General features: G+C 39.6%; 16 protein-coding genes. 6 read left to right on the forward strand and 10 right to left on the reverse strand.

All coding sequences use genetic code 11. The features are described from left to right. Positions 1-307 precede the first annotated feature (307 nt). The 6 genes from ABD930_RS15880 to ABD930_RS15905 all read right to left on the reverse strand — a co-directional run bounded on the left by ABD930_RS15880 (position 308) and on the right by ABD930_RS15905 (position 5,946). Positions 308-928 carry a class I SAM-dependent methyltransferase gene (locus ABD930_RS15880; protein ID WP_345232889.1) on the reverse strand — a complete coding sequence of 207 codons (621 nt, stop codon included), beginning with the start codon at positions 926-928 and terminating at the stop codon, positions 308-310. Positions 929-1,120: 192 nt separating this feature from the next. Continuing rightward, positions 1,121-1,342, reverse strand: a complete 222-nt coding sequence (locus ABD930_RS15885; RefSeq protein ID WP_345232892.1) for a heavy-metal-associated domain-containing protein — start codon at positions 1,340-1,342, stop codon at positions 1,121-1,123. A 213-nt stretch (positions 1,343-1,555) separates the two neighbouring features. Further along, positions 1,556-3,775, reverse strand: coding sequence for a heavy metal translocating P-type ATPase (locus tag ABD930_RS15890; protein WP_345232894.1), 2,220 nt, complete (start codon positions 3,773-3,775; stop codon positions 1,556-1,558). A gap of 80 nt (positions 3,776-3,855) precedes the next feature. Beyond that, positions 3,856-4,419 carry a helix-turn-helix domain-containing protein gene (locus tag ABD930_RS15895; protein ID WP_345232896.1) on the reverse strand — a complete coding sequence of 188 codons (564 nt, stop codon included), beginning with the start codon at positions 4,417-4,419 and terminating at the stop codon, positions 3,856-3,858. Positions 4,420-4,679: 260 nt separating this feature from the next. After that, positions 4,680-4,967, reverse strand: a complete 288-nt coding sequence (locus ABD930_RS15900) for a hypothetical protein (protein ID WP_345232897.1) — start codon at positions 4,965-4,967, stop codon at positions 4,680-4,682. A 79-nt stretch (positions 4,968-5,046) separates the two neighbouring features. Next, a complete protein-coding gene (locus ABD930_RS15905; protein WP_345232899.1) occupies positions 5,047-5,946 on the reverse strand; it encodes an AraC family transcriptional regulator in 900 nt (299 codons plus the stop codon). Between the two features lie 175 nt (positions 5,947-6,121). Here ABD930_RS15905 and ABD930_RS15910 point away from each other — a divergent pair, with 175 nt between their 5' ends. Together ABD930_RS15910 and chrA are read left to right on the forward strand one after the other, a co-directional pair. After that, positions 6,122-7,171, forward strand: a complete 1,050-nt coding sequence (locus ABD930_RS15910; protein ID WP_345232901.1) for a flavin monoamine oxidase family protein — start codon at positions 6,122-6,124, stop codon at positions 7,169-7,171. A 47-nt stretch (positions 7,172-7,218) separates the two neighbouring features. Then, the gene (chrA, locus tag ABD930_RS15915; RefSeq protein ID WP_345232903.1) at positions 7,219-8,373 is read left to right on the forward strand and encodes a chromate efflux transporter; all 1,155 of its coding nucleotides are present in this window, start codon (positions 7,219-7,221) and stop codon (positions 8,371-8,373) included. 104 nt (positions 8,374-8,477) lie between these two features. Here the strand turns inward: chrA and glgP are convergent, their stop codons facing one another. Next, entirely contained in the window at positions 8,478-10,133 is a 1,656-nt protein-coding gene (gene glgP / locus ABD930_RS15920; RefSeq protein ID WP_345232905.1) for an alpha-glucan family phosphorylase, read from the reverse strand. Positions 10,134-10,233: 100 nt separating this feature from the next. Continuing rightward, positions 10,234-11,406, reverse strand: coding sequence for an MFS transporter (locus ABD930_RS15925; RefSeq protein ID WP_345232907.1), 1,173 nt, complete (start codon positions 11,404-11,406; stop codon positions 10,234-10,236). 205 nt (positions 11,407-11,611) lie between these two features. Between ABD930_RS15925 and ABD930_RS15930 the strand changes: the two genes are divergently transcribed. Next, a complete protein-coding gene (locus tag ABD930_RS15930) occupies positions 11,612-12,139 on the forward strand; it encodes a hypothetical protein (protein ID WP_345232909.1) in 528 nt (175 codons plus the stop codon). Positions 12,140-12,168: 29 nt separating this feature from the next. Here the strand turns inward: ABD930_RS15930 and ABD930_RS15935 are convergent, their stop codons facing one another. Beyond that, positions 12,169-13,161 (reverse strand): helix-turn-helix transcriptional regulator, encoded by a 993-nt coding sequence (locus ABD930_RS15935; RefSeq protein WP_345232911.1) that lies wholly within the window; start codon positions 13,159-13,161, stop codon positions 12,169-12,171. Positions 13,162-13,360: 199 nt separating this feature from the next. Between ABD930_RS15935 and ABD930_RS15940 the strand changes: the two genes are divergently transcribed. From ABD930_RS15940 to ABD930_RS15950, 3 genes are all read left to right on the forward strand, one after another. Continuing rightward, a complete protein-coding gene (locus ABD930_RS15940) occupies positions 13,361-14,188 on the forward strand; it encodes a class I SAM-dependent methyltransferase (protein WP_345232913.1) in 828 nt (275 codons plus the stop codon). 198 nt (positions 14,189-14,386) lie between these two features. After that, complete coding sequence (locus ABD930_RS15945; protein ID WP_345232915.1) at positions 14,387-14,941, forward strand: hypothetical protein; 555 nt, start codon at positions 14,387-14,389, stop codon at positions 14,939-14,941. 216 nt (positions 14,942-15,157) lie between these two features. Continuing rightward, positions 15,158-16,258, forward strand: a complete 1,101-nt coding sequence (locus ABD930_RS15950; protein ID WP_345232917.1) for an SGNH/GDSL hydrolase family protein — start codon at positions 15,158-15,160, stop codon at positions 16,256-16,258. Here ABD930_RS15950 and ABD930_RS15955 read toward each other — a convergent pair. Beyond that, positions 16,255-18,348, reverse strand: coding sequence for a CehA/McbA family metallohydrolase domain-containing protein (locus ABD930_RS15955; protein WP_345232919.1), 2,094 nt, complete (start codon positions 18,346-18,348; stop codon positions 16,255-16,257). The two genes, ABD930_RS15950 and ABD930_RS15955, sit on opposite strands and share 4 nt — an antisense overlap. Positions 18,349-18,468 lie beyond the last annotated feature (120 nt).

Genomic DNA, 18,468 nt, shown 5'->3' on the forward strand with positions numbered 1-18,468 from the left:
ATCTCGAACTTAGTTTGTTTATGTATACTTTTTAAGCATGGCTGTTTTAAGGTTCATCGTAATGATTTAAATGCTATAGCGAAATTCAGCATAAAAAATTGGATACCCCTGTAAAACGCTTTACAAAGCATATACATGTATATTTGATGTATATACAAAATATCTACAAGTGCTTAATAAATTCCTTCTGGTTACGTATTAACTCCATCTTTTTTCACGGCTTAATGACATAGTTACGAAAGGATTTAGGCGTTTTTTTAAGAGATGGAGTAGTTGGTTGAAAGATCGGCAACCTTTTAAAGCCTATTTAGTGCATTTGCCGTTTGAAACTGCAAAATAAAAAGCTTTGTTTTGTATGAAAAGGAGTAATATGGTCTTCTGTTAAACAATGGATTTTAGTAAAATATTCATTAAATACATTTATTAAGCCACCGGCTGTATATCGTTTGATGTTAAGGCCACTACATTTAGTTGGCCCGTTTTCCGAAAATGTTCCTATTACCATAAAACCCGAAACGGCTTTTTTTGCGACTTCTATATATGTAGTAATCTGTTCATCAGTTGTCAGGAAATGGAAAGTCGCTCTATCATGCCAAATATCGTAAGAGGTATCGGGTTTAAATTTAGTTATATCACTTTCCACCCAATTGACCTTTTTAGCTTTCTCTCCAAGGCGTGTTTTTGCCTTTTCTATTGCCTTTGCAGAAATGTCTAAAACGCTTATGTTTTCATAACCTTCTTCAAGCAAAAAATCGACAAGGTTGCTGTCGCCACCGCCAATGTCTATAATTTTTGCGTCTTTGGGTAAGGCAAAGGAGTTTATAAAATCAAGAGAAGTTTGAGGTATTTTTTGTGTCCAGCTTACCTCTTCAGGGTTTTTGGTTTCATAAACAGTTTCCCAATGCTGTTTCTGATTTAACTTTTCCATTGATTCTTTATTTTTCTGATTAGTGAAGACTTTCCTCATTTATTCCCTTATCATTTTATAGCTAACGTGATTTTTGATACCATTACAGTTGCTTTGAAATGTAACACATCAGTAACCATTAAGGCAATTGTTTTCATTTCTTATTTTTTTGATGATTAAATTAAATTCAACTGCTTTTAATGACGTAGGGGATTAATGGTTTAAAGGTTCTATTTTAAACCCTGCCTTTTGTACCGTATCAATTACTTCCTGCTCGGTAATACCGTCTGCTTTCACGGTAAGCACCTTATCTTTATTGTCGGTATCCACTTTCCATTCAGAAACACCCGCTGCTTTATCCAAATGTAGTTTTACAGATGCGATGCAGCCACCGCAGTTAATGTTCGTCTTAAATTGAAATTCTTTATTATCCATTGTTTTAAAAATTTGATTGTTATTTAGTTCTACAAATTTCAGCACACAGGCTGTACTTACTATTATGCAATTTCTTGTTTGATTTATGAAATTTACTGATTTGTTTATTTAACTGAAATCAGTGATTATGATGTCCGGAGGGTTCTGCCTTTAGATTAATGTCTTTTCATTCGCACTATGCACGTAAATATGTCCGTAGTCGTATCCCATAATTTATTTTTTCCATTTTAAACGTAAACTGTTACTTACCACACTCACGCTACTTAAAGCCATTGCTGCCCCCGCAATCATCGGGTTAAGCAGGAAGCCGTTTATAGGATAGAGAATACCCGCCGCCACCGGAATGCCGATAAGGTTGTAGATAAATGCCCAAAACAGGTTTTGTTTAATGGTGGCTACGGTTTGTTTGGATAGGCGTATGGCCTGCGGTATCTTGGTAAGGTCAGATGAAATGATAGTCATTTTGGCTACGTCCATCGCAATGTCGCTGCCTTTGCCCATTGCAATGCTCACATCGGCAGTCGCAAGGGCTGTACTGTCATTAATGCCGTCCCCAACCATTGCCACTACTTTTTCCTGCCGTTGCAGTTCTTTCACAAAGTCGGCTTTGTGTTGTGGCAATACTTCTGCTTTGTAATGTTTGATACCTGTTTGCTGGGCAATAGCTTTGGCGGTGGTTTCATTATCGCCGGTGAGCATATACAGGTCTATGCCCATATCCTGTATTTCTTGGATTGCCTGTACCGATGTTTCTTTAATTTTATCGGATATGGCAATAACAGAAAGCGCCTGTTTGCTGTTTGCAAACCAGATAACGGTTTTGGATTGGTTGCCCCATTCATGTGCCTGTTTCAGTAAATCATCAGCAACAGCGATGTTATTTTCAGTCAATAGTTTTCTGTTACCGACAAAATAGGTTTCCTCTTTATGATTGGCCTTTGCTCCTTTACCCGTAATGCTGTCAAACATAGATGAAGTGGTCGCTGTAACACCGGCCAGGTGCTTTACTACGGCTTCTGCCAGTGGATGTTCGGATTGTTTTTCTATACTCAAAAGAATATCTTTTGTGCTATCGTCTTTGTCCAGCCATCTGATATCTAAAACCTGTGGTCTGCCCTCGGTAATAGTTCCTGTTTTATCCAGGACGATGGCATTTATTCTCTTAGCCAGTTCAAGGCTTTCAGCATCCTTAATTAAAATACCATTTTCCGCTCCCTTGCCAACGCCTACCATAATGGCAGTTGGTGTAGCCAGCCCCAACGCACAGGGGCAGGCAATCACCAATACCGTAACGGCTGCAAGTAATCCCTGCACCACGCCGTTATCGCCACCTAAAATAAACCACAAAATAAACGTGATAATGGCAATGCTCATGACTACCGGAACGAATATGCCTGCAATCTTATCTACCAGTTTTTGCACAGGCGCTTTACTACCTTGGGCATCCTGCACCATTTTAATAATGTGTGCAAGCATGGTTTCTTTGCCCACTTTTACCGCTTTAAATTGAAAGCTGCCTTTTTGGTTAATTGTGCCTGCAAACACCTTTTCGTTTTCTTTTTTCAGTACGGGTACAGGCTCGCCGCTTAGCATACTTTCATCTACATAAGAACTGCCCGAAGTAACCAGTCCGTCCACCGCAATTTTTTCTCCGGGCTTAACCAGGATAATATCGCCTGCAGTTACTTGCTCTATGGCTACCTGTGTTTCTGTCCCGTCTGGCTGTATAACCATTACGGTTTTAGGTTGTAAGCCCATCAGCTTTTTGATGGCCGAAGATGTATTGCCTTTGGCTTTTTCCTCTAATAATTTTCCTAACAGGATGAACGCAATAACTACCGATGCCGCTTCAAAATATACGTGGGCATGTAAACCTCTTTGATGCCAAAATTCAGGAAAAAGCATATTGAACACGCTGAATAGGTAAGCAATACCGGTACTTAAGGCTACCAGTGTGTCCATATTGGCTGAACGGTGTTTTGCCTGTTTCCAGGCATTCACGAAAAAGTCCTTTCCTAATATAATGACCACTGGTGTGGCAAATGCCCACATGATTTCATTGGCATACGAGATATTCATAAAAAACATACCGATAGCTACCACAGGCAATGAAAGGATAATGGCCCAAATAGTTTTGATCTTTAATTGTTTGAATTTTTGAGCCTGGATAGCTTCTAAGGTGTCCTGTTGATTGATTTCATCTTCAATCAGTAAATCGTAACCGCCTGCCTGCACTGCCTTTTGCAGCTTGACTGCATCGATCATGTCGGGCTGGTATTCTACGGTAAGATTTCCCGTAGCAAAATTTACCGACGCATTAATTACTCCGGGGGCATGTTTTACGCTGTTTTCTGCGCTACCCGCACAGGAAGCACAGCTCATGCCCAATACCGGAAATACTTTTGTAGTTGTATTTTGATTTTTTGCTACCATATTCTTTACACTTTACCATGCAAAGTTGGCAACAATATACATAGGGATTATTGTAGTATTATGGAATTGATTTGTAAGATTTACACTTCGTCCAAAGGCTTTCTTTTATCGTTCTTGATTTGTTTAAAATGGCTTGGCGTTAACCCGGTTACTTTTTTGAACTGGTTGCTTAGGTAGGCTACGCTCGAGTAATTGAGGCGGGTAGCAATTTGGCTCAAAGACAGTTCATTATATACCAACAGTTCTTTTACCTTTTCTATTTTTTGGGCGATAAAATATTTTTCGATGGTAGTACCCTCTACTTCTGAAAATAGGTTGGATAGGTAGTTATAATCGTGATGCAGTTTATCACTCAGCATATCAGATAGATTGATTTTTGCATCGTTATCCTGGTGATGAACCAATTCTATAATGCTATTTTTTATTTTCTCGATAATACGGCCTTTCCGGTCGTCTATGAGTTCAAAGCCCAACGGGTCTAAAGCATCAGTCAGTTTCTTTTTTTCCTCCGGCGTAGGTGATTTTTCAAGGGTTACTTCGCCAAGCCTTATATTTTTCGCTTTTAAACCGAGCTTATCCAATTCATTTTGTACCACCATGATACAGCGGTTGCAAACCATATTTTTAATAAAGAGTGTAATCATATTTCTGTCCTGTTAACATGGTAAAATGTATAAAAATATTTAATGTTGATGGTTTTCCTATACGGGAGGAATGTAGATAACGCATCAGGAATTTTTGTGTTTCAGAAAAAGGGGTGAGATCGCTCAAGTACCATTGCAACGAATACAAAGATGTATCGTAGGTTTTTTGGGGCATATTTGATAAAACCTTGTTCATCAACTTACAAAGTTAGTTTTGTTTGCCAAAGGTGCAACAGGTTATAGTTGTTTTAACGTTCGACTCATGCTACGCTGTAAATCTTTATATTAGGTTCGCCCTTTAGATAAGGTTTTAGTGAGGTAACGACGTCATGATTGAAAAGGTTGCTCATTAGATATTCCTGCGCATTTTCTACGCTATCAAAACGGTGTAGGACTTGAATATCATCGGTATGGATTAATAGTTCTTTGGACAGAGCCCCTTTAATGGTTTTTAAAAAAGGTTCTTTATATAGATTGTAAACTCCGGCGACACCCGCCCTATCTATACCGTCAATCGTTAAGGTAATTTCTAAATATGCCTTTGCCATACTAGTGAATTTAGTATAGACAAAGGTCTTGGCTATAGCCAAATCAATCAATGAGCAAAAACGAAAACAAATGGTACATTTAGGAAACGGATTTTCTAAACTCTGATGGGGAAACATGGGTATGTTTCTTAAAATACTTCACGAAGTAAGACGCATCATCGAAGCCCAATCGGTAACCAACTTGATTGATGTTGAGATTGGAATACAGCAGCAGGCGTTGCGCTTCTAGAATAATACGTTCCTGTATCATTTGAGAAGGAGTCTTGTTCAATAACTGCTGGGTAAGGTCTGAGAGACTTCTAGATGAGATAAGTAGCAGCTGTGCATATTCAGCTATCGTAAATCCTTTTTTGTAATTTTCATCGATTAGGTTTACAAATTTAACAAGTTGGACGCGTTTTTCGTCTAACAAGGGTGGTATTTGGTCGGTAGCTTTTTCAAATTCGTTTTTTCTACGCTGGATCTGAATAAGAAAAGACTTGAGGTAATTTCTTAATAGCAATTCCTTACCGAACGTCACATGGTTCTCCAACTCCTTTTTTATCTGCAAAATATATTCGTCTAAAATGCATTCGATACCATTACCAATACAGCAATATGGTTGCTGATAAGGATTATTGAACAGATTACATTTTAGAAAAAATTCCATTTCATTTTCGTTCTTTACTAAAAAAGCCTCATTGAAATGGATGAGAATACCTTCATAATCGGTATTTCCGTCAAAATAATGAACTTGGTTTTGCGCCACGAAAAAAATTGCATTATCAAAAACATCGTATGTTTTGAAGTCAACGGAATGTTTTCCTTTTCCCTGTTTGAACCATATTACCTGATAGAAGCTGTGAATGTGTGGCTCCGTTGCTTGGCATTGATTGATTTTCAGATATTCATTCAAGTCATGGAGGGCAAATTGTGGTTTATCGGGCTCATGCCTGTTAAGATGATATTCATTAATTACATTATATTTTTCTTTAACCATAACTGTTTCTTATCAAACGACTACCTTTGGCTAATTTACAAAAACATGAAATGCTTGTACAAAATGCTGCGTATTCATGCGCATAAGTACCATAAATTTTCTCAAATGTCCATTAAAAACAAAGACGCAAAAAGGGAATTTCGTACCTTAATTAATAATATGTAGTAATATTAGAATGAAATTGAACGAAAGTGTTTATATTATAGGGGGCGGATTAAGTGGACTAACCTTAGCTTATTTATTATCAAAAAGAAATATCCATACCGTGATCTTGGAAGCTTCTTCCAGGCTAGGAGGAAGAATACAAACCATTAAGGGGGGACTTGAAACACCGTTGGAATTGGGTGCTACTTGGTTCTCAGATATGCATCCGAATTTGCTGTCTCTAATTGAGGAGTTGGGATTAACAAAATACCCTCAATTCTCAAAAGGTATATCCTTATTCCAAACCAAGTCGTTTGAGCCACCTCAGAAGTTTTTTGTGCCTGAAGCAGAAACACCGTCTTACCGGCTAGCAGGTGGAACCCAAATGTTGATTGATACACTGGCACAAAAGCTACCGGCCGAAGCTATTTTGTTGAACACAAAAGTTAAGGCAATAAGCGAATCGGAAAAAGGCATTTTGCTGGAAACTAATGGAGGTACATTGGAGGCTGCACAGGTTATTGTTTGTATTCCACCTCAATTGGTCGCTGCACAAATAGCGTTTTCTCCCGAGTTACCGGATGCGCTCGATATTATTTTACCGCGTGTGCAAACATGGATGGCTGGGGCTATTAAGTTTGCATTGGAATATGATAGCCCTTTTTGGCGAGAAGAGGGATATTCTGGCATGTTGTACAGCCATGCGGGGATTATTACGGAAATGTATGACCATACCAATTTCGAAGAAAATAAATTCGGTTTTACAGGTTTCCTCAACGGCGGTGCAGCATCTTATTCATCGGCGGTAAGAAAGGAAGTTGTTTTACGCCAATTGGGCGAATTGTTGGGAGAGAAGGCTTCAAGACCTGTTTGTTATCATGACAAGGTTTGGACAGACGAATTTATACTGGATGGAAAACAGCTTATCGAAAGGCCACATCAAAACAACGGGCATCCGGTATTACAGGAAAGCTACATGAACGGAAAGCTATTTTTTGCCGCAACAGAAACGGCGACTGCGTTTCCTGGGTACATGGAAGGCGCGGTTGTTGCTGCTCAATCCGTTGCCGCAAAGCTCTAAAAAGGCCATTTGTTATCCTATTAGCCGCTCCATTTTAGTCTACGAATATGCAAACAGAAAATACAGAACAGCATACGGACAGTATCGCCAAGAGGCTAGGACAGATTGCCACTTCCTGTTTGAAATTGGGGACAATCGGATTTGGCGGTATTGCCGGGATGGTGGCTACCATAGAAAATGAGATGGTGGTAAGACGCAAATGGATAGACCACCAACATTTTATGGATGTACTCAGCACTTCCTATATCATACCAGGCCCCAATGCAGTTGAGGTGGTTATGCATTGCGGAAAAGAACGGGGCGGCCGACTAGGGTTAATCGTCGCCGGCATTTGCTATATACTTCCAGCTATGCTGATCTGTTTGATTTTTGGATATTTCTACCGGCGTTACAGCGCTTTACCGGATGTTCAGCATTTTATTTACGGTGTTCGGCCCGCTACTACTGCACTAGTAATCGGAACGGTTTTTCGCCTTTGGGACAAAACCTTAAAGAACAACATCATTCTTATTGTACTATGCCTGTTGGTATTTGTGGGTTCTCTGTACGGAATGAATGAGGTATTGCTGATCATTGGGGCAGGTACCCTAAATTATCTGGCATATGCTACAAAAAACAGACTGCCAATATTCACTGGGCTTTTACTCTCGCCTATACTATTGCAAATCAACTGCCGTTTTTCAGACAGCAAGCTCTTTTTCATTTTTCTTAAGATTGGCGCTGTTCTATATGGCAGTGGTTATGTACTTTTCGCCTATATGGATGAGGCACTAGTACGGCGAAATCACTGGTTAAGTCACCAGCAATTAATGGACGCCATTGCCGTAGGACAGATAACGCCTGGGCCAATTTTGTCAAGCGCTACCTTTGCAGGGTATCTTGTTAATGGAGTAGAAGGTGGTGTGTTGGCAACACTAGGCATCTTTTTACCTTCATTTTTTATTTCCTTTTTTCTACATAAGGTGCTTTCGTCTGCTCGAAAAAGTCAAAAGCTACGACTATTCTTAGATGGACTCAGTGCTGCATCTGTTTCTATAATCGCTGTTGTTGGCTTTCATTTGTTTACTTCTTCCATACAGAACTGGCATGGAGCCATAATTTTGGCAGTATGCCTTGCCCTAACACTTTTCTGGAAAAGATTAAGCACAGTTGTTATTATATTGATAGGCAGTATCGGTGGCTTTCTATTGCTTCATATATAGAACGGTTCAAGCTGTCTAAGTGAATAAAAAGAAGGCTAACCGACGTTTCATACAGAAAATGAAGAAAAACTCATCTGAATGGGGTGTAACGGTTAAATGACAGACTATACATACATCTTTTCATAATACTGAATAGCCATCCGGTCGCTATCGAAAGCGGTACGGACATCTTCCATGCTTTGTTTCACTATGCTAAGCCAATATTGATGACGTTTGTAATACATTGGCAGTATTTTCTGTTCTAATAATTCGTATAGAAAATAGGCATCATGGTTATCTTGTTCGTTAATGTCGAGATGTTCATAGTCGGCCGGTGGTACTAAAAAACCGTTAATATCGGGCTTAATAAACTCTGGTATCCATCCATCGTTGGTGGATAGGTTGAGCGCACCATTCATCGCAGCGGTCATGCCACTTGTCCCGGAGGCTTCTCGTGGTATACGTGGATTGTTAAGCCAAATATCGGCTCCTTGTTTAAGCAACTTGCTAAGACGCAATTCATAGCCCGTGAGCACGGCAACATTTGGGTATTGGTGGCTAAAATGTACTAGTGCATTGAATATGTCAATACTGCCCTGATCACTTGGATAGGGTTTGCCTGCCCAGATAAACTGCACGGGATACTCCGTGTTTTTAATTAATAATTCGAAGCGTTCCTTGTCACGCAACAGCAAATCGGCTCGCTTATATCCTGCAAACCGTCTTGCCCAGACAATCGTCAGCACATCAGGCTGAAATAACCTGCCTGTTTGGTTGGCGACAGTAAGGAATGCCTGGCGCTTGAGGTCCTTCTTACGTTCGATCAAGCGGTTATCATCGCCCTGTTTTACTGCTTCATAAAGTTTGTGATCAGCCCAATAGCTATAATTCTGTGCGTTTGTAATATGGTCTATCTCGCAAATATGACCATATTTCTCCCACATCCCGCGCGCAACACGTCCATGTAATGCTGATACCCCATTTGCTTTCTTCGCTAGTCGTAATGCTGCCAGAGAAAGATTAAAGAGGGTGTCGTAGATGCCGGTAGCTTCTTGGATTTCTGTTTTAGACAATCCGTTAAAATAACCCATTTCTAAGCATAAGGGCATGGGGTGCTTCTCGTTGCCCGCTTCCTCGGGTGTGTGGGTGGTAAATACAAGGCGTTTTTGAACTTCCGCTTTATTTTTTCCAAATTTCTGAAGCAAATGAAAGGCTACAGGTAAGGCATGTGCCTCATTAAGATGGTAAAATGCTGCATCGTAGTTTAGTATATCTAATAATTGACCACCACCGAGGCCCAATACCATATATTGCGCCAATTTAGTTGCCGCATTGCCATCATATAGTCTATAAGAAATTGTCCTAGAAACCTCATCGTTCTCGGCAATGTCGGTCGTTAGTAAGTAGAGTGGTGCACTCTGGAAGATATGAGGTGGTAGGTAATAGGCTTTTACCCACACATCAGCACCATGAATCTTCACGGTAAACGTGATGCCCGTATCTTCCAGGTATGCATATAACTTCTGTTGCCAGTCTACGCGAAGGGTCTGGTCTTCGTTACGCCCTTGATCGTAGTAACCAAATTTCCATAGCATACCAATACCTATTAAATGCTGCCCGAGGCTGTATGCACTACGTAAGTGGGACCCGGCGAGGAAACCCAGTCCTCCGCTGTATGTTTTCAATGCTTGATCAATAGCGAATTCCATGGAAAAATAAGCGACCCGTTTACTGAACGGTTCCTGTATTGCGTAAGGAAAAGGGTTAAGTGAAGCTGCCATACCGATTGTATTATGCTAATTTTATAGACAAATAAAATCAAATTAAAGCAATACTCATGCTAATTAGTAATTTTTCTTTTCCTTTTCAACCTAAAAATGTTTATTTCGAAGTCCTGCTGAAGACTTTCCTATTTAGGTCATAAGTCATATAAATTTTGATCGCTAGAATCAGGCCAATAAACCACAATAAAGATGAATAACCCAAGGAGGAAGCTAATTTTCCAAATAGTAAAGGAATCAAGGTTATTCCAATGTAGGCGCTAGCCATTTGCATGCCCATAATGGCCTGTGCGTGTTTTTTACCAAAATTGCGTGGGGTTTCGTGTAAGAGGCTTGGAAATATGGGGGCACAGCCTAAACCAATTAAGAAAAAGGCGGGTAATAAAGTGACGTTAAATGGCAATAATAAGACAATCAGACCTAGGACGATAACACCTTGTCCGAGGTAAACCAAGTGTTGATTGCTTAACTTCTCGGCTATGAAACCGGAAATAAAACGACCAAAAGTAATTCCAATATAATAAGTGGAGACTAATCTGGCAGCAGCGTCTGTTTCGAAATTCCTTTCGAAAACGAGGTAGCTTGCTCCCCACAATCCGAAGGTGGCTTCGATAGAACAATAACAAAAAAAGACGATTAAGGCTTGTTTAAGTCCCTGTATGTTAAGCAATGTTTTAAAAGAGGATTTCGTTTCAGGGCTATCTGCTGCCTGCTGTTCTCTTGTTTTTTTTATCCAAAGCGGGGTAGAGATAAGCAAGATGATGACCAGCGAAATCTGTATCCAGCCAACAGTATTGTATCCACTACTCCATGATCTGTCGAGGGCTAGATGTCTTGCCATGATCATCGGGCCAATGGCAGCACCTATACCCCAAAAACAATGTAACCAATTCATGTGCTTTGCTTTATAATGCAAGGCTACATAATTATTAAGGGCGGCATCTACACAACCTGCTCCTAATCCAAGAGGTATGGCAAGTAAACATAAAAACGCAAAATGTTGCGCATATGAAAAGCCTAATAAGGCTAAGGCAGTCATTAGAACACTGAAAGTGGTAATAGAAGCAACTCCAAAACGGTCAATGAACCTCGCGCTAAACAAGCTGGAAATAACGGTTCCGCCTGCAATAATCATTGAAATGATTCCTGCGAAGTGAATAGGCGCATGCAGATCGATGTACATCGTTGGCCAGGCAGCGCCCAATAACGAATCAGGTAAACCAAGACTGATAAAAGCTAAATAGATTACCATTAAAAGGAGTTTCTTCTTCATTTGCGGGTGCATTCTTAAAACAGGGGTAAATTTAGATGTATTCGGTCAAAAAAAGCTAACTGACACACAAATTCTGCTTTTCAAAGCCGATCTCGTAAAAAATTAATGCACATCAATAATGGTGTCGAGTTTCTAACTATATTTACCACAGATATCAAAGAGCTCCTGTAATGAAACTGAACTATCTTATCGATAAAATGATGGTTTGCAATTGCAATTATTTACGGCCTCTAAAAGTCCGTTTGTTCGTAAAAGACGGTTACTTGGATGGTTGCTTTTTCCGGGGTTACTGATAGCATATGCATTCGTTACTTTTTTTCTCGATGAACATGATGCGACAACTCGCTTTGTCGCTGCTTTTCTTTCTTTTATCGGTCTTATATGGCTTATAGGTTATCCTTTTTACAGCAGGTATGTTTATAAAAGAGCGTATCTGAGGAATTTGCGAGATGTATATAAAAATAAACCGCAGATTGACTATACCCTTACTTTTAATGAAAATACCGTTGAGTTAAAAGATGATGTTGCGCATACCAAATTAGACTTATGGGCAATAAATCATATTTATGAAACGGCCCTTTATTATTTTTTGCATATTAAAGATTCCAAATCGTACATCATCATTCCAAAGGAAAAAATAAGCCATGTTGATGAGGTGTGGGAACAGTTAACGGCTATTACCAAAAAAATTCATATACCATTTTCGAAAGAGCTTGATTGGAAGTGGAGATGAAGACTGTTATTTTGATGAATCTTCGTCTTTTAAGAGGGGTTACGCATAAAGCGGCCTGGAGTAAGGCCGAATTTTCTTTTAAAGGAGGAGGTGAAATGGCTAATATTTTTGTAACCTACCTGTTCACTAATTTGTTTAAGGGAGAGGTTTCCCTCTACAATCAACTGCCGGGCATATTGCATACGCAGATCATTGATCATACCAAATACCGTAGTGCCGAAAAGTGTTTTAAATCCTTTTTTAAGGGTAAACTCGTTGCTGCCAATTTCAAGGGCTAGTTGTCTTAGGGAAAGAGGGGAACGGATATTATTGAAAATAATATCGCGAGCGTGGTGCATTTTTTCAATATCTCTTGGTCGCAGTACACAGAACTCGTTACAGTCGTGGGAGGCAAATTGTTCGAGCTGCAATAATAACAGATCAATCACCTTAGCCTCTAAATACATTTTCTTAAATGTTCCTGTTTTGCTACAGGAAGTAATGGCCTGAATGACCTGCATCATTTCTTGGGTAATGGTTAAGTGGTGCTGCCCTAATAGGGCAAGATTCTGTGAACGGATTTGCCGTAAAAATGGAAAAAAGGCGTCCGTATCAAGCAGGTATTTTTCTAAAACACGAGGGGATAAATTAACTTCCAGAATTTTGCAGTTAGCACTGTTAAAGTCAAGTTGACCCTTAATGCCAGGAGTATAGATGAGATTATGTTGGTTTGAACAGAAACCATAGGTTTTATTCTGGATGCTTTTTAGGGTACAGGCCGTATTACCGATGAGCGTAAAATGCATTTCTACCGTTTCATGGTCCATCTCAAAATGTAGGAATGTTTTGCTCTGTAAATGCAGGTCGCCATAGCCGATATGAATACCATCAAAATAGATTTCATGGTAATTTAAATTAATCAGTTTTTCCTGTACGGATAAGTGATGTTCTTTAATCGGGCCACTAAACGGATTGTTATTATCGGGATAGATGTGTTCCAACATCATCTCTTTCACATCAGCTAGTTCAAGATGGATATACATAAGCTCCTTTATCTGATAAAATTATTCCTTTTTACGTAATAACACATTGAACCTAAGGGATTAATTTTGATCAATATATGTTATTTAGAACAATTCTAAGAAAAAGAATGCAAAATCTTCCGAAACAAATTGTCTTTTTTAAATGATACTGATGTGTGATAGAGAAAAGAGTATAAAAAAACAAAAATGATGATATACGATGGAGAAGATACACGTCCATATTGAAGATGATATCGCCGATACACTATTTATTACATTATATGCTAAATCGGAAGCTAGTAAGCAAAAGAGCCCATTGATTACCGATGATATCGCTTGTGATCTGGTAGACCGCATTGATTATGATTTTTCAAAATACAAAAATAAAAGCGCTAGTATTATCGGTGTAGCGATACGATCGGCCCATTTCGATCAAATGATAAAGACATTTATTGCCGCGCATGAAAGACCGGTTATTGTGCTCCCCGGTTGCGGATTGGATAGCCGTGTACATCGTCTCGGTAAAGTTGCCGAAAAAGCTACCTTCTATGAACTGGATTTGTTGGAAGTGACTAATCTACGAAAGCGGTTAATGCCACCTTTAGCTCATGAAGAATATATGGCTGCATCTATCTTGACGACTGATTGGATGGATAATATCTTGGTCAAACATCCGCATGGAGATTTTATGTTCGTGATCGAAGGTGTTCTAATGTATTTCAGTGAAAAGGAAAATCGATTGGTATTTTCTGAATTGGCCAAACGCTTCAAAGGTGCGGAGATTCATTTCGATATGCTTAATAAATGGATGAGCACCAAGTCTTCTATTCATGACACGGTGCGTAAGACGAAGGCCACATTTAAGTTTGGTATCGATGACGATCGGGAAATCGAAAAATGGCATCCAAACCTTCGGTTTATTCGTTCTTATCTGTTTAATGATTTCAGAGGTGGAAGACGGATGGGGCTGGTGCTTTGGTTATTGATGCACGTGATCCCTGTATTCAAGAAATCATCAAGATTGTTGATGTATAAGATAGGAGAGTAGTAAATAAAGAAAATGTCCGTTTCTGAACAATGATTGTTCGATTACGCACAATGCTATAAGGATGTTTTTTTTGCATGTTATTGTTTTTCAGTTGTTTAATTTCTTTGGAATAATAGTGTTTACTATTGGCATAGCAAACAATGATACGGATAGAATCTCCGGATTTCATTGCTCAATAGGATCACTAAAATAAATGTCATGAAAACTTTAATCTTCAGCAGTATTATCGCTATTACAAGCATTGGAAACAGCTATGCTTACTCAACTTATCAACAAGCTAGTTCAATAGTCGCGAAGCAATCATTCGTAAAAACAGACAAAAGAAAAGAAGCTTTTTATCAGGCCTTAGATTTTCATCAATGGAAAATCGATATTCTTTGGAACCAATACCGTCTTCAGCTTGCGGCAATTTATAACAGTAGGGGTGGACGTGCCGAGTTGGAAAGAGATAAGGCCTATTTCACGGAGATCTATCAGAAAAATATTGATGAGGGGTTTAATATAGAAAATAGTAAGGAAACCTTAACGGCTATCGAAAAAAAATACGATGGTTTATTAGCGAAAAGAAAAACACTGGACGCACCGAAGGTTGTAAGGTTGGAAAATCTACTAAGAAAAGCGTTACAGGTAGAAGAACAGCGATTTGAAAAAATTAAGCAAGCAAACAAAGAATTAATTGATGCGGAGACCTTGCCAAGGTTACAGGCTTTAGGTCAATACCTCGCACAATCTTTGGAAAAGCTCAACCCATAATACCACCTCATCCAATAGTCGTGCCTAAAAAGTCGCTGAATACTAAAAAAATGCTTCAGTATTCCTTCGGATCACCATGGCGATGATGTAGACTTTTTAGACACTTCTTTGTTTTTCCTCATGGTAGCATTATTCTGCTAAAAATGGTATACTTGCAAAAATAATTTTCATTTACATAGTACATATTTTTGTCACTATACCTACCGGTTGAATCTAATGGAAAAGAAATTTATCGTACTAATTGCGTTTATCTTACAAATATGGATCGTTCGTGGCCAAGATGCGACAACGCTTGATTTTATTGATGCATCTTCACTCACCGTAATTGGCCAAGCTAAATCAACCGCTTTTCCCTTCCATCGCTTAGATACTGCCGTTTATAAAGGCTTATCCAAGGGTGAAAACCAACAAGCTCGATGTCCAGCTGGTTTAGCGTTGGTTTTTCGAACAAATGCTTCACAAATTGATCTGTATGCAACCTATAAATACCAACCGGATCCGAATAACATGACGAGAATTGCCACTGCCGGTTTCGATCTGTATATTAAAAAAGACGGCCAATGGCTGTATGCAAACTCTACAGTGGCCCCAAAGGGTAAAAATACACTTACCTTAATAAAAGACATGGATACGCAAGATAAAGAATGTTTACTTTATCTACCCTTGAATAGTGAGCTTGACGCGTTAAAAATCGGTGTGCCAAAAGGGGCGAAGCTGGAAGCTATACCGAACCCTTTTCAGCATAAACTAGTGATTTTTGGATCCAGTTATACACAAGGGATTAGTGCCAATCGGCCAGGTATGAATTACCCGGCACAGCTTGAGCGGAATACCGGACTCTATGTCTGTAATTTAGGCTTTAGCGGTAATTCTAAGCTGCAACCATACTTTGCTCGTTATCTGGCAGACGTTGAGACTGATGCATTTATTTTTGATGCGTTTTCAAATCCAAATGAAGCGATTATTAGAGAACGCTTGTTTCCTTTTATTGAGACTATTCGGGCCAAACAACCGAATACGCCATTGATTTTTGTCCAAACCATCTATAGGGAATCGGGAAATTTTAATTTAGTGGCACGGGCATTTGAGGAAAAAAAGCGCCAAGCGGCTGAGGAAATGATGGAAAAGGCGATGAAAAAATATAAAAATGTCTATTTTATTAATAATCCACAATTACCGGGTACAGACCATGCAACCTCCACAGACGGTGTACACCCCTCTGATTTGGGATATTCCCGTTGGGCCAAAAATTTGGGCGATGCTTTACTCTCTTTGTTTAAAGAACATCAATACTTAGGCATGGGCAAAGTAGACTAAGGGTTGTCCACATAAAACGTTTGACTGAAAGCTCCATTTGCAGCAACATCCCAAGCTTCTAAACGTACCCATGTCCGTCGACTAAGATTCGTTTGCCATTGAAAATGCTGGGAACCGAATGCTTTGGTTTTCCTAAGATCTATTTTTTCCCGATAAACCTGATGGCCGTCGCCTGATATGATTTCAACGAAATTCATGGGGAAAGTCCAGTTAAGTTGCACATCAATAGTTGCTGATCCGGATGAATCCAACTGAAGCGTTTCGCCAGTATGTTTGCCATTAATGCTAAGCTGAGGTATTAAAACCTCTCCGGTTGTCGTAAAAAATTGTCCCTGCTGCATGGCACGGAGGATGGGTTGCCAACTGTCTTCGAATTGAGGTAAGGTATCGAGCATTAGGTAATTGACATTTAAATGCGCATACATTTCATTTTCTGGGGTAATCGAAAAAAGGTCAGCTTCTGCAATGACCGTCTTTTTCAGACCCCAATTATTCATGTCGTCCATTAAATCGAGCACGCGCATACCCAGTTTGGGTATAGACAAATCGGCAGGCATGGCCTTCCAAGCGGCTCCCATAAAATGATCGGATTTAAAAAAAGATTCATTTTTATATAAATCGGGCGTATTGACAGATCCTTTTGTCCGAGGGTGAGCCGTCCAAGCAAGCCCATCTTCCTGTTCCAAAAGTCGTAACATATCTGCTTTATCACCGATATGGTAGACTTTACCGTATTTGGGATGATTCTCGGTAAACGGAACACCTGGTTTCCGTGACATGATCCAATAAACAGGTTTAGGGAAAAGGGCTAACCAATGCCCTCCAAAGAATTCATTCGGTTCTTCTCCGGGAAGAAGCAGTAAATTTTTATCTGAAAGTCGTTTGCATTGTTCAAAGAGGGCATGTAATTCCGTTAAGCGTTGCGCATCAGGCCCCTTTGGATGGGCGGTATAATGAAACTCAGCTAAATGTACAATATCCACACCTGTTTGCTTAAATACCTGTACAAAATCTGGAACCTCTGGAATGGGTTTATTGGCCAATACCACGTTCATAATAAACTCATTATGAAAGTGACTGGATAAGGTTTTATATCCCGGAAGCTTAACATAGGTGTCGTTGTGCGTAAATTTCTTGACCGAGGCGAAGGTTTTAGACTCGTCGTCAGTACTTAAAAGGCAAAAGAAATGCAGTCGTTGCGCTGTTCCGGGAGGTGCGTTGAACCATGGAACAAATCGTTTATCGCCCTCTAGTTTTTGCCGGATGCCTATTCCATAGCCGTCAACCATTTTTCGATACTGATTTCCATACCAGGTAAATTGGAGGTTAAACGCTTCATCGAGTGGATAAAAATATTGATGCGGAGCGGGAAATATGGCCAACATACCCTGCTCCCCTTTAGCAGCAATAGTCCGATATTTTACAGCTAGATTCGTTGATGTGTCTGAGAAAAGCGTCTTGGCCTTTTGCAAACTATCAGCAGTATTGATCCACGCAATGCTTTTCCAATCGGAAGATCGGTTAACCATACCGGCATCGTAAACAATGGCGGTCGAGTCCACTGCTGTAGCCATGACAGCAGCGACATTAAAAAGCGGACTGCCATGATAAAATGTAAGCTCTAAGTCGCCACTGAAGCGGTCTGCTTTAACGGAAGAGATTTTGACAACAGTATGGCTTCCTACCGTTTCGATCGCGACTGCAGATTTTTCAAGTTTTACCGGATAGGTACTAAAGGGCTTTTCAGGGACTTTGTCGAAAAAAATATTCCACCCATTTTGCGAAACGAGATCCCTTTTTCCTATCGTAAGTAGAAAAGTTGGATCGAGATCCGAAGAAATTAGCTTAGTCGACTTTGAGGTGCCAAGGCGCATCTGGCTGAATAAAGGAGCGTCGTTTTTCATGTTTAGATCAACTTCTCCATATTGCTCCTCACCAATTGGCCATTTTATTTTTAGCAGCTGACCCTTATAGGTAAACTGAGCACCAGCACGCTGATCAAAATGTTGACTATTGAGCGTAACCTTTTGGGCAAAGGTGATTGGTAGGCAATACAACCAACAAGCTAACATAATTAAAATAATACGCATATATTAATTTATAATGGGTTATATACAAAGTAAGGTAATGTATAGCGTAAAAAAAAGCGTATATATTTCAAAGTTTCGATAACATGTATCAGCATCAATGTATGAAATGGCAACACGGAC

It is taken from the genome of Olivibacter ginsenosidimutans (assembly GCF_039542865.1).
Classification (GTDB): Bacteria; Bacteroidota; Bacteroidia; order Sphingobacteriales; family Sphingobacteriaceae; genus Olivibacter; species Olivibacter ginsenosidimutans.

What these genes read in the sequence shown, in the direction of transcription:
- ABD930_RS15880 (WP_345232889.1), bottom strand. Translation starts at nt 928, where the DNA reads ATGGAAAAGTTAAATCAGAAACAGCATTGGGAAACTGTTTATGAAACC.
- ABD930_RS15885 (WP_345232892.1), bottom strand. Translation starts at nt 1,342, where the DNA reads ATGGATAATAAAGAATTTCAATTTAAGACGAACATTAACTGCGGTGGC.
- ABD930_RS15890 (WP_345232894.1), bottom strand. Translation starts at nt 3,775, where the DNA reads ATGGTAGCAAAAAATCAAAATACAACTACAAAAGTATTTCCGGTATTG.
- ABD930_RS15895 (WP_345232896.1), bottom strand. Translation starts at nt 4,419, where the DNA reads ATGATTACACTCTTTATTAAAAATATGGTTTGCAACCGCTGTATCATG.
- ABD930_RS15900 (WP_345232897.1), bottom strand. Translation starts at nt 4,967, where the DNA reads ATGGCAAAGGCATATTTAGAAATTACCTTAACGATTGACGGTATAGAT.
- ABD930_RS15905 (WP_345232899.1), bottom strand. Translation starts at nt 5,946, where the DNA reads ATGGTTAAAGAAAAATATAATGTAATTAATGAATATCATCTTAACAGG.
- ABD930_RS15910 (WP_345232901.1), top strand. Translation starts at nt 6,122, where the DNA reads ATGAAATTGAACGAAAGTGTTTATATTATAGGGGGCGGATTAAGTGGA.
- chrA (WP_345232903.1), top strand. Translation starts at nt 7,219, where the DNA reads ATGCAAACAGAAAATACAGAACAGCATACGGACAGTATCGCCAAGAGG.
- glgP (WP_345232905.1), bottom strand. Translation starts at nt 10,133, where the DNA reads ATGGCAGCTTCACTTAACCCTTTTCCTTACGCAATACAGGAACCGTTC.
- ABD930_RS15925 (WP_345232907.1), bottom strand. Translation starts at nt 11,406, where the DNA reads ATGAAGAAGAAACTCCTTTTAATGGTAATCTATTTAGCTTTTATCAGT.
- ABD930_RS15935 (WP_345232911.1), bottom strand. Translation starts at nt 13,161, where the DNA reads ATGTATATCCATCTTGAACTAGCTGATGTGAAAGAGATGATGTTGGAA.
- ABD930_RS15940 (WP_345232913.1), top strand. Translation starts at nt 13,361, where the DNA reads ATGGAGAAGATACACGTCCATATTGAAGATGATATCGCCGATACACTA.
- ABD930_RS15945 (WP_345232915.1), top strand. Translation starts at nt 14,387, where the DNA reads ATGAAAACTTTAATCTTCAGCAGTATTATCGCTATTACAAGCATTGGA.
- ABD930_RS15950 (WP_345232917.1), top strand. Translation starts at nt 15,158, where the DNA reads ATGGAAAAGAAATTTATCGTACTAATTGCGTTTATCTTACAAATATGG.
- ABD930_RS15955 (WP_345232919.1), bottom strand. Translation starts at nt 18,348, where the DNA reads ATGCGTATTATTTTAATTATGTTAGCTTGTTGGTTGTATTGCCTACCA.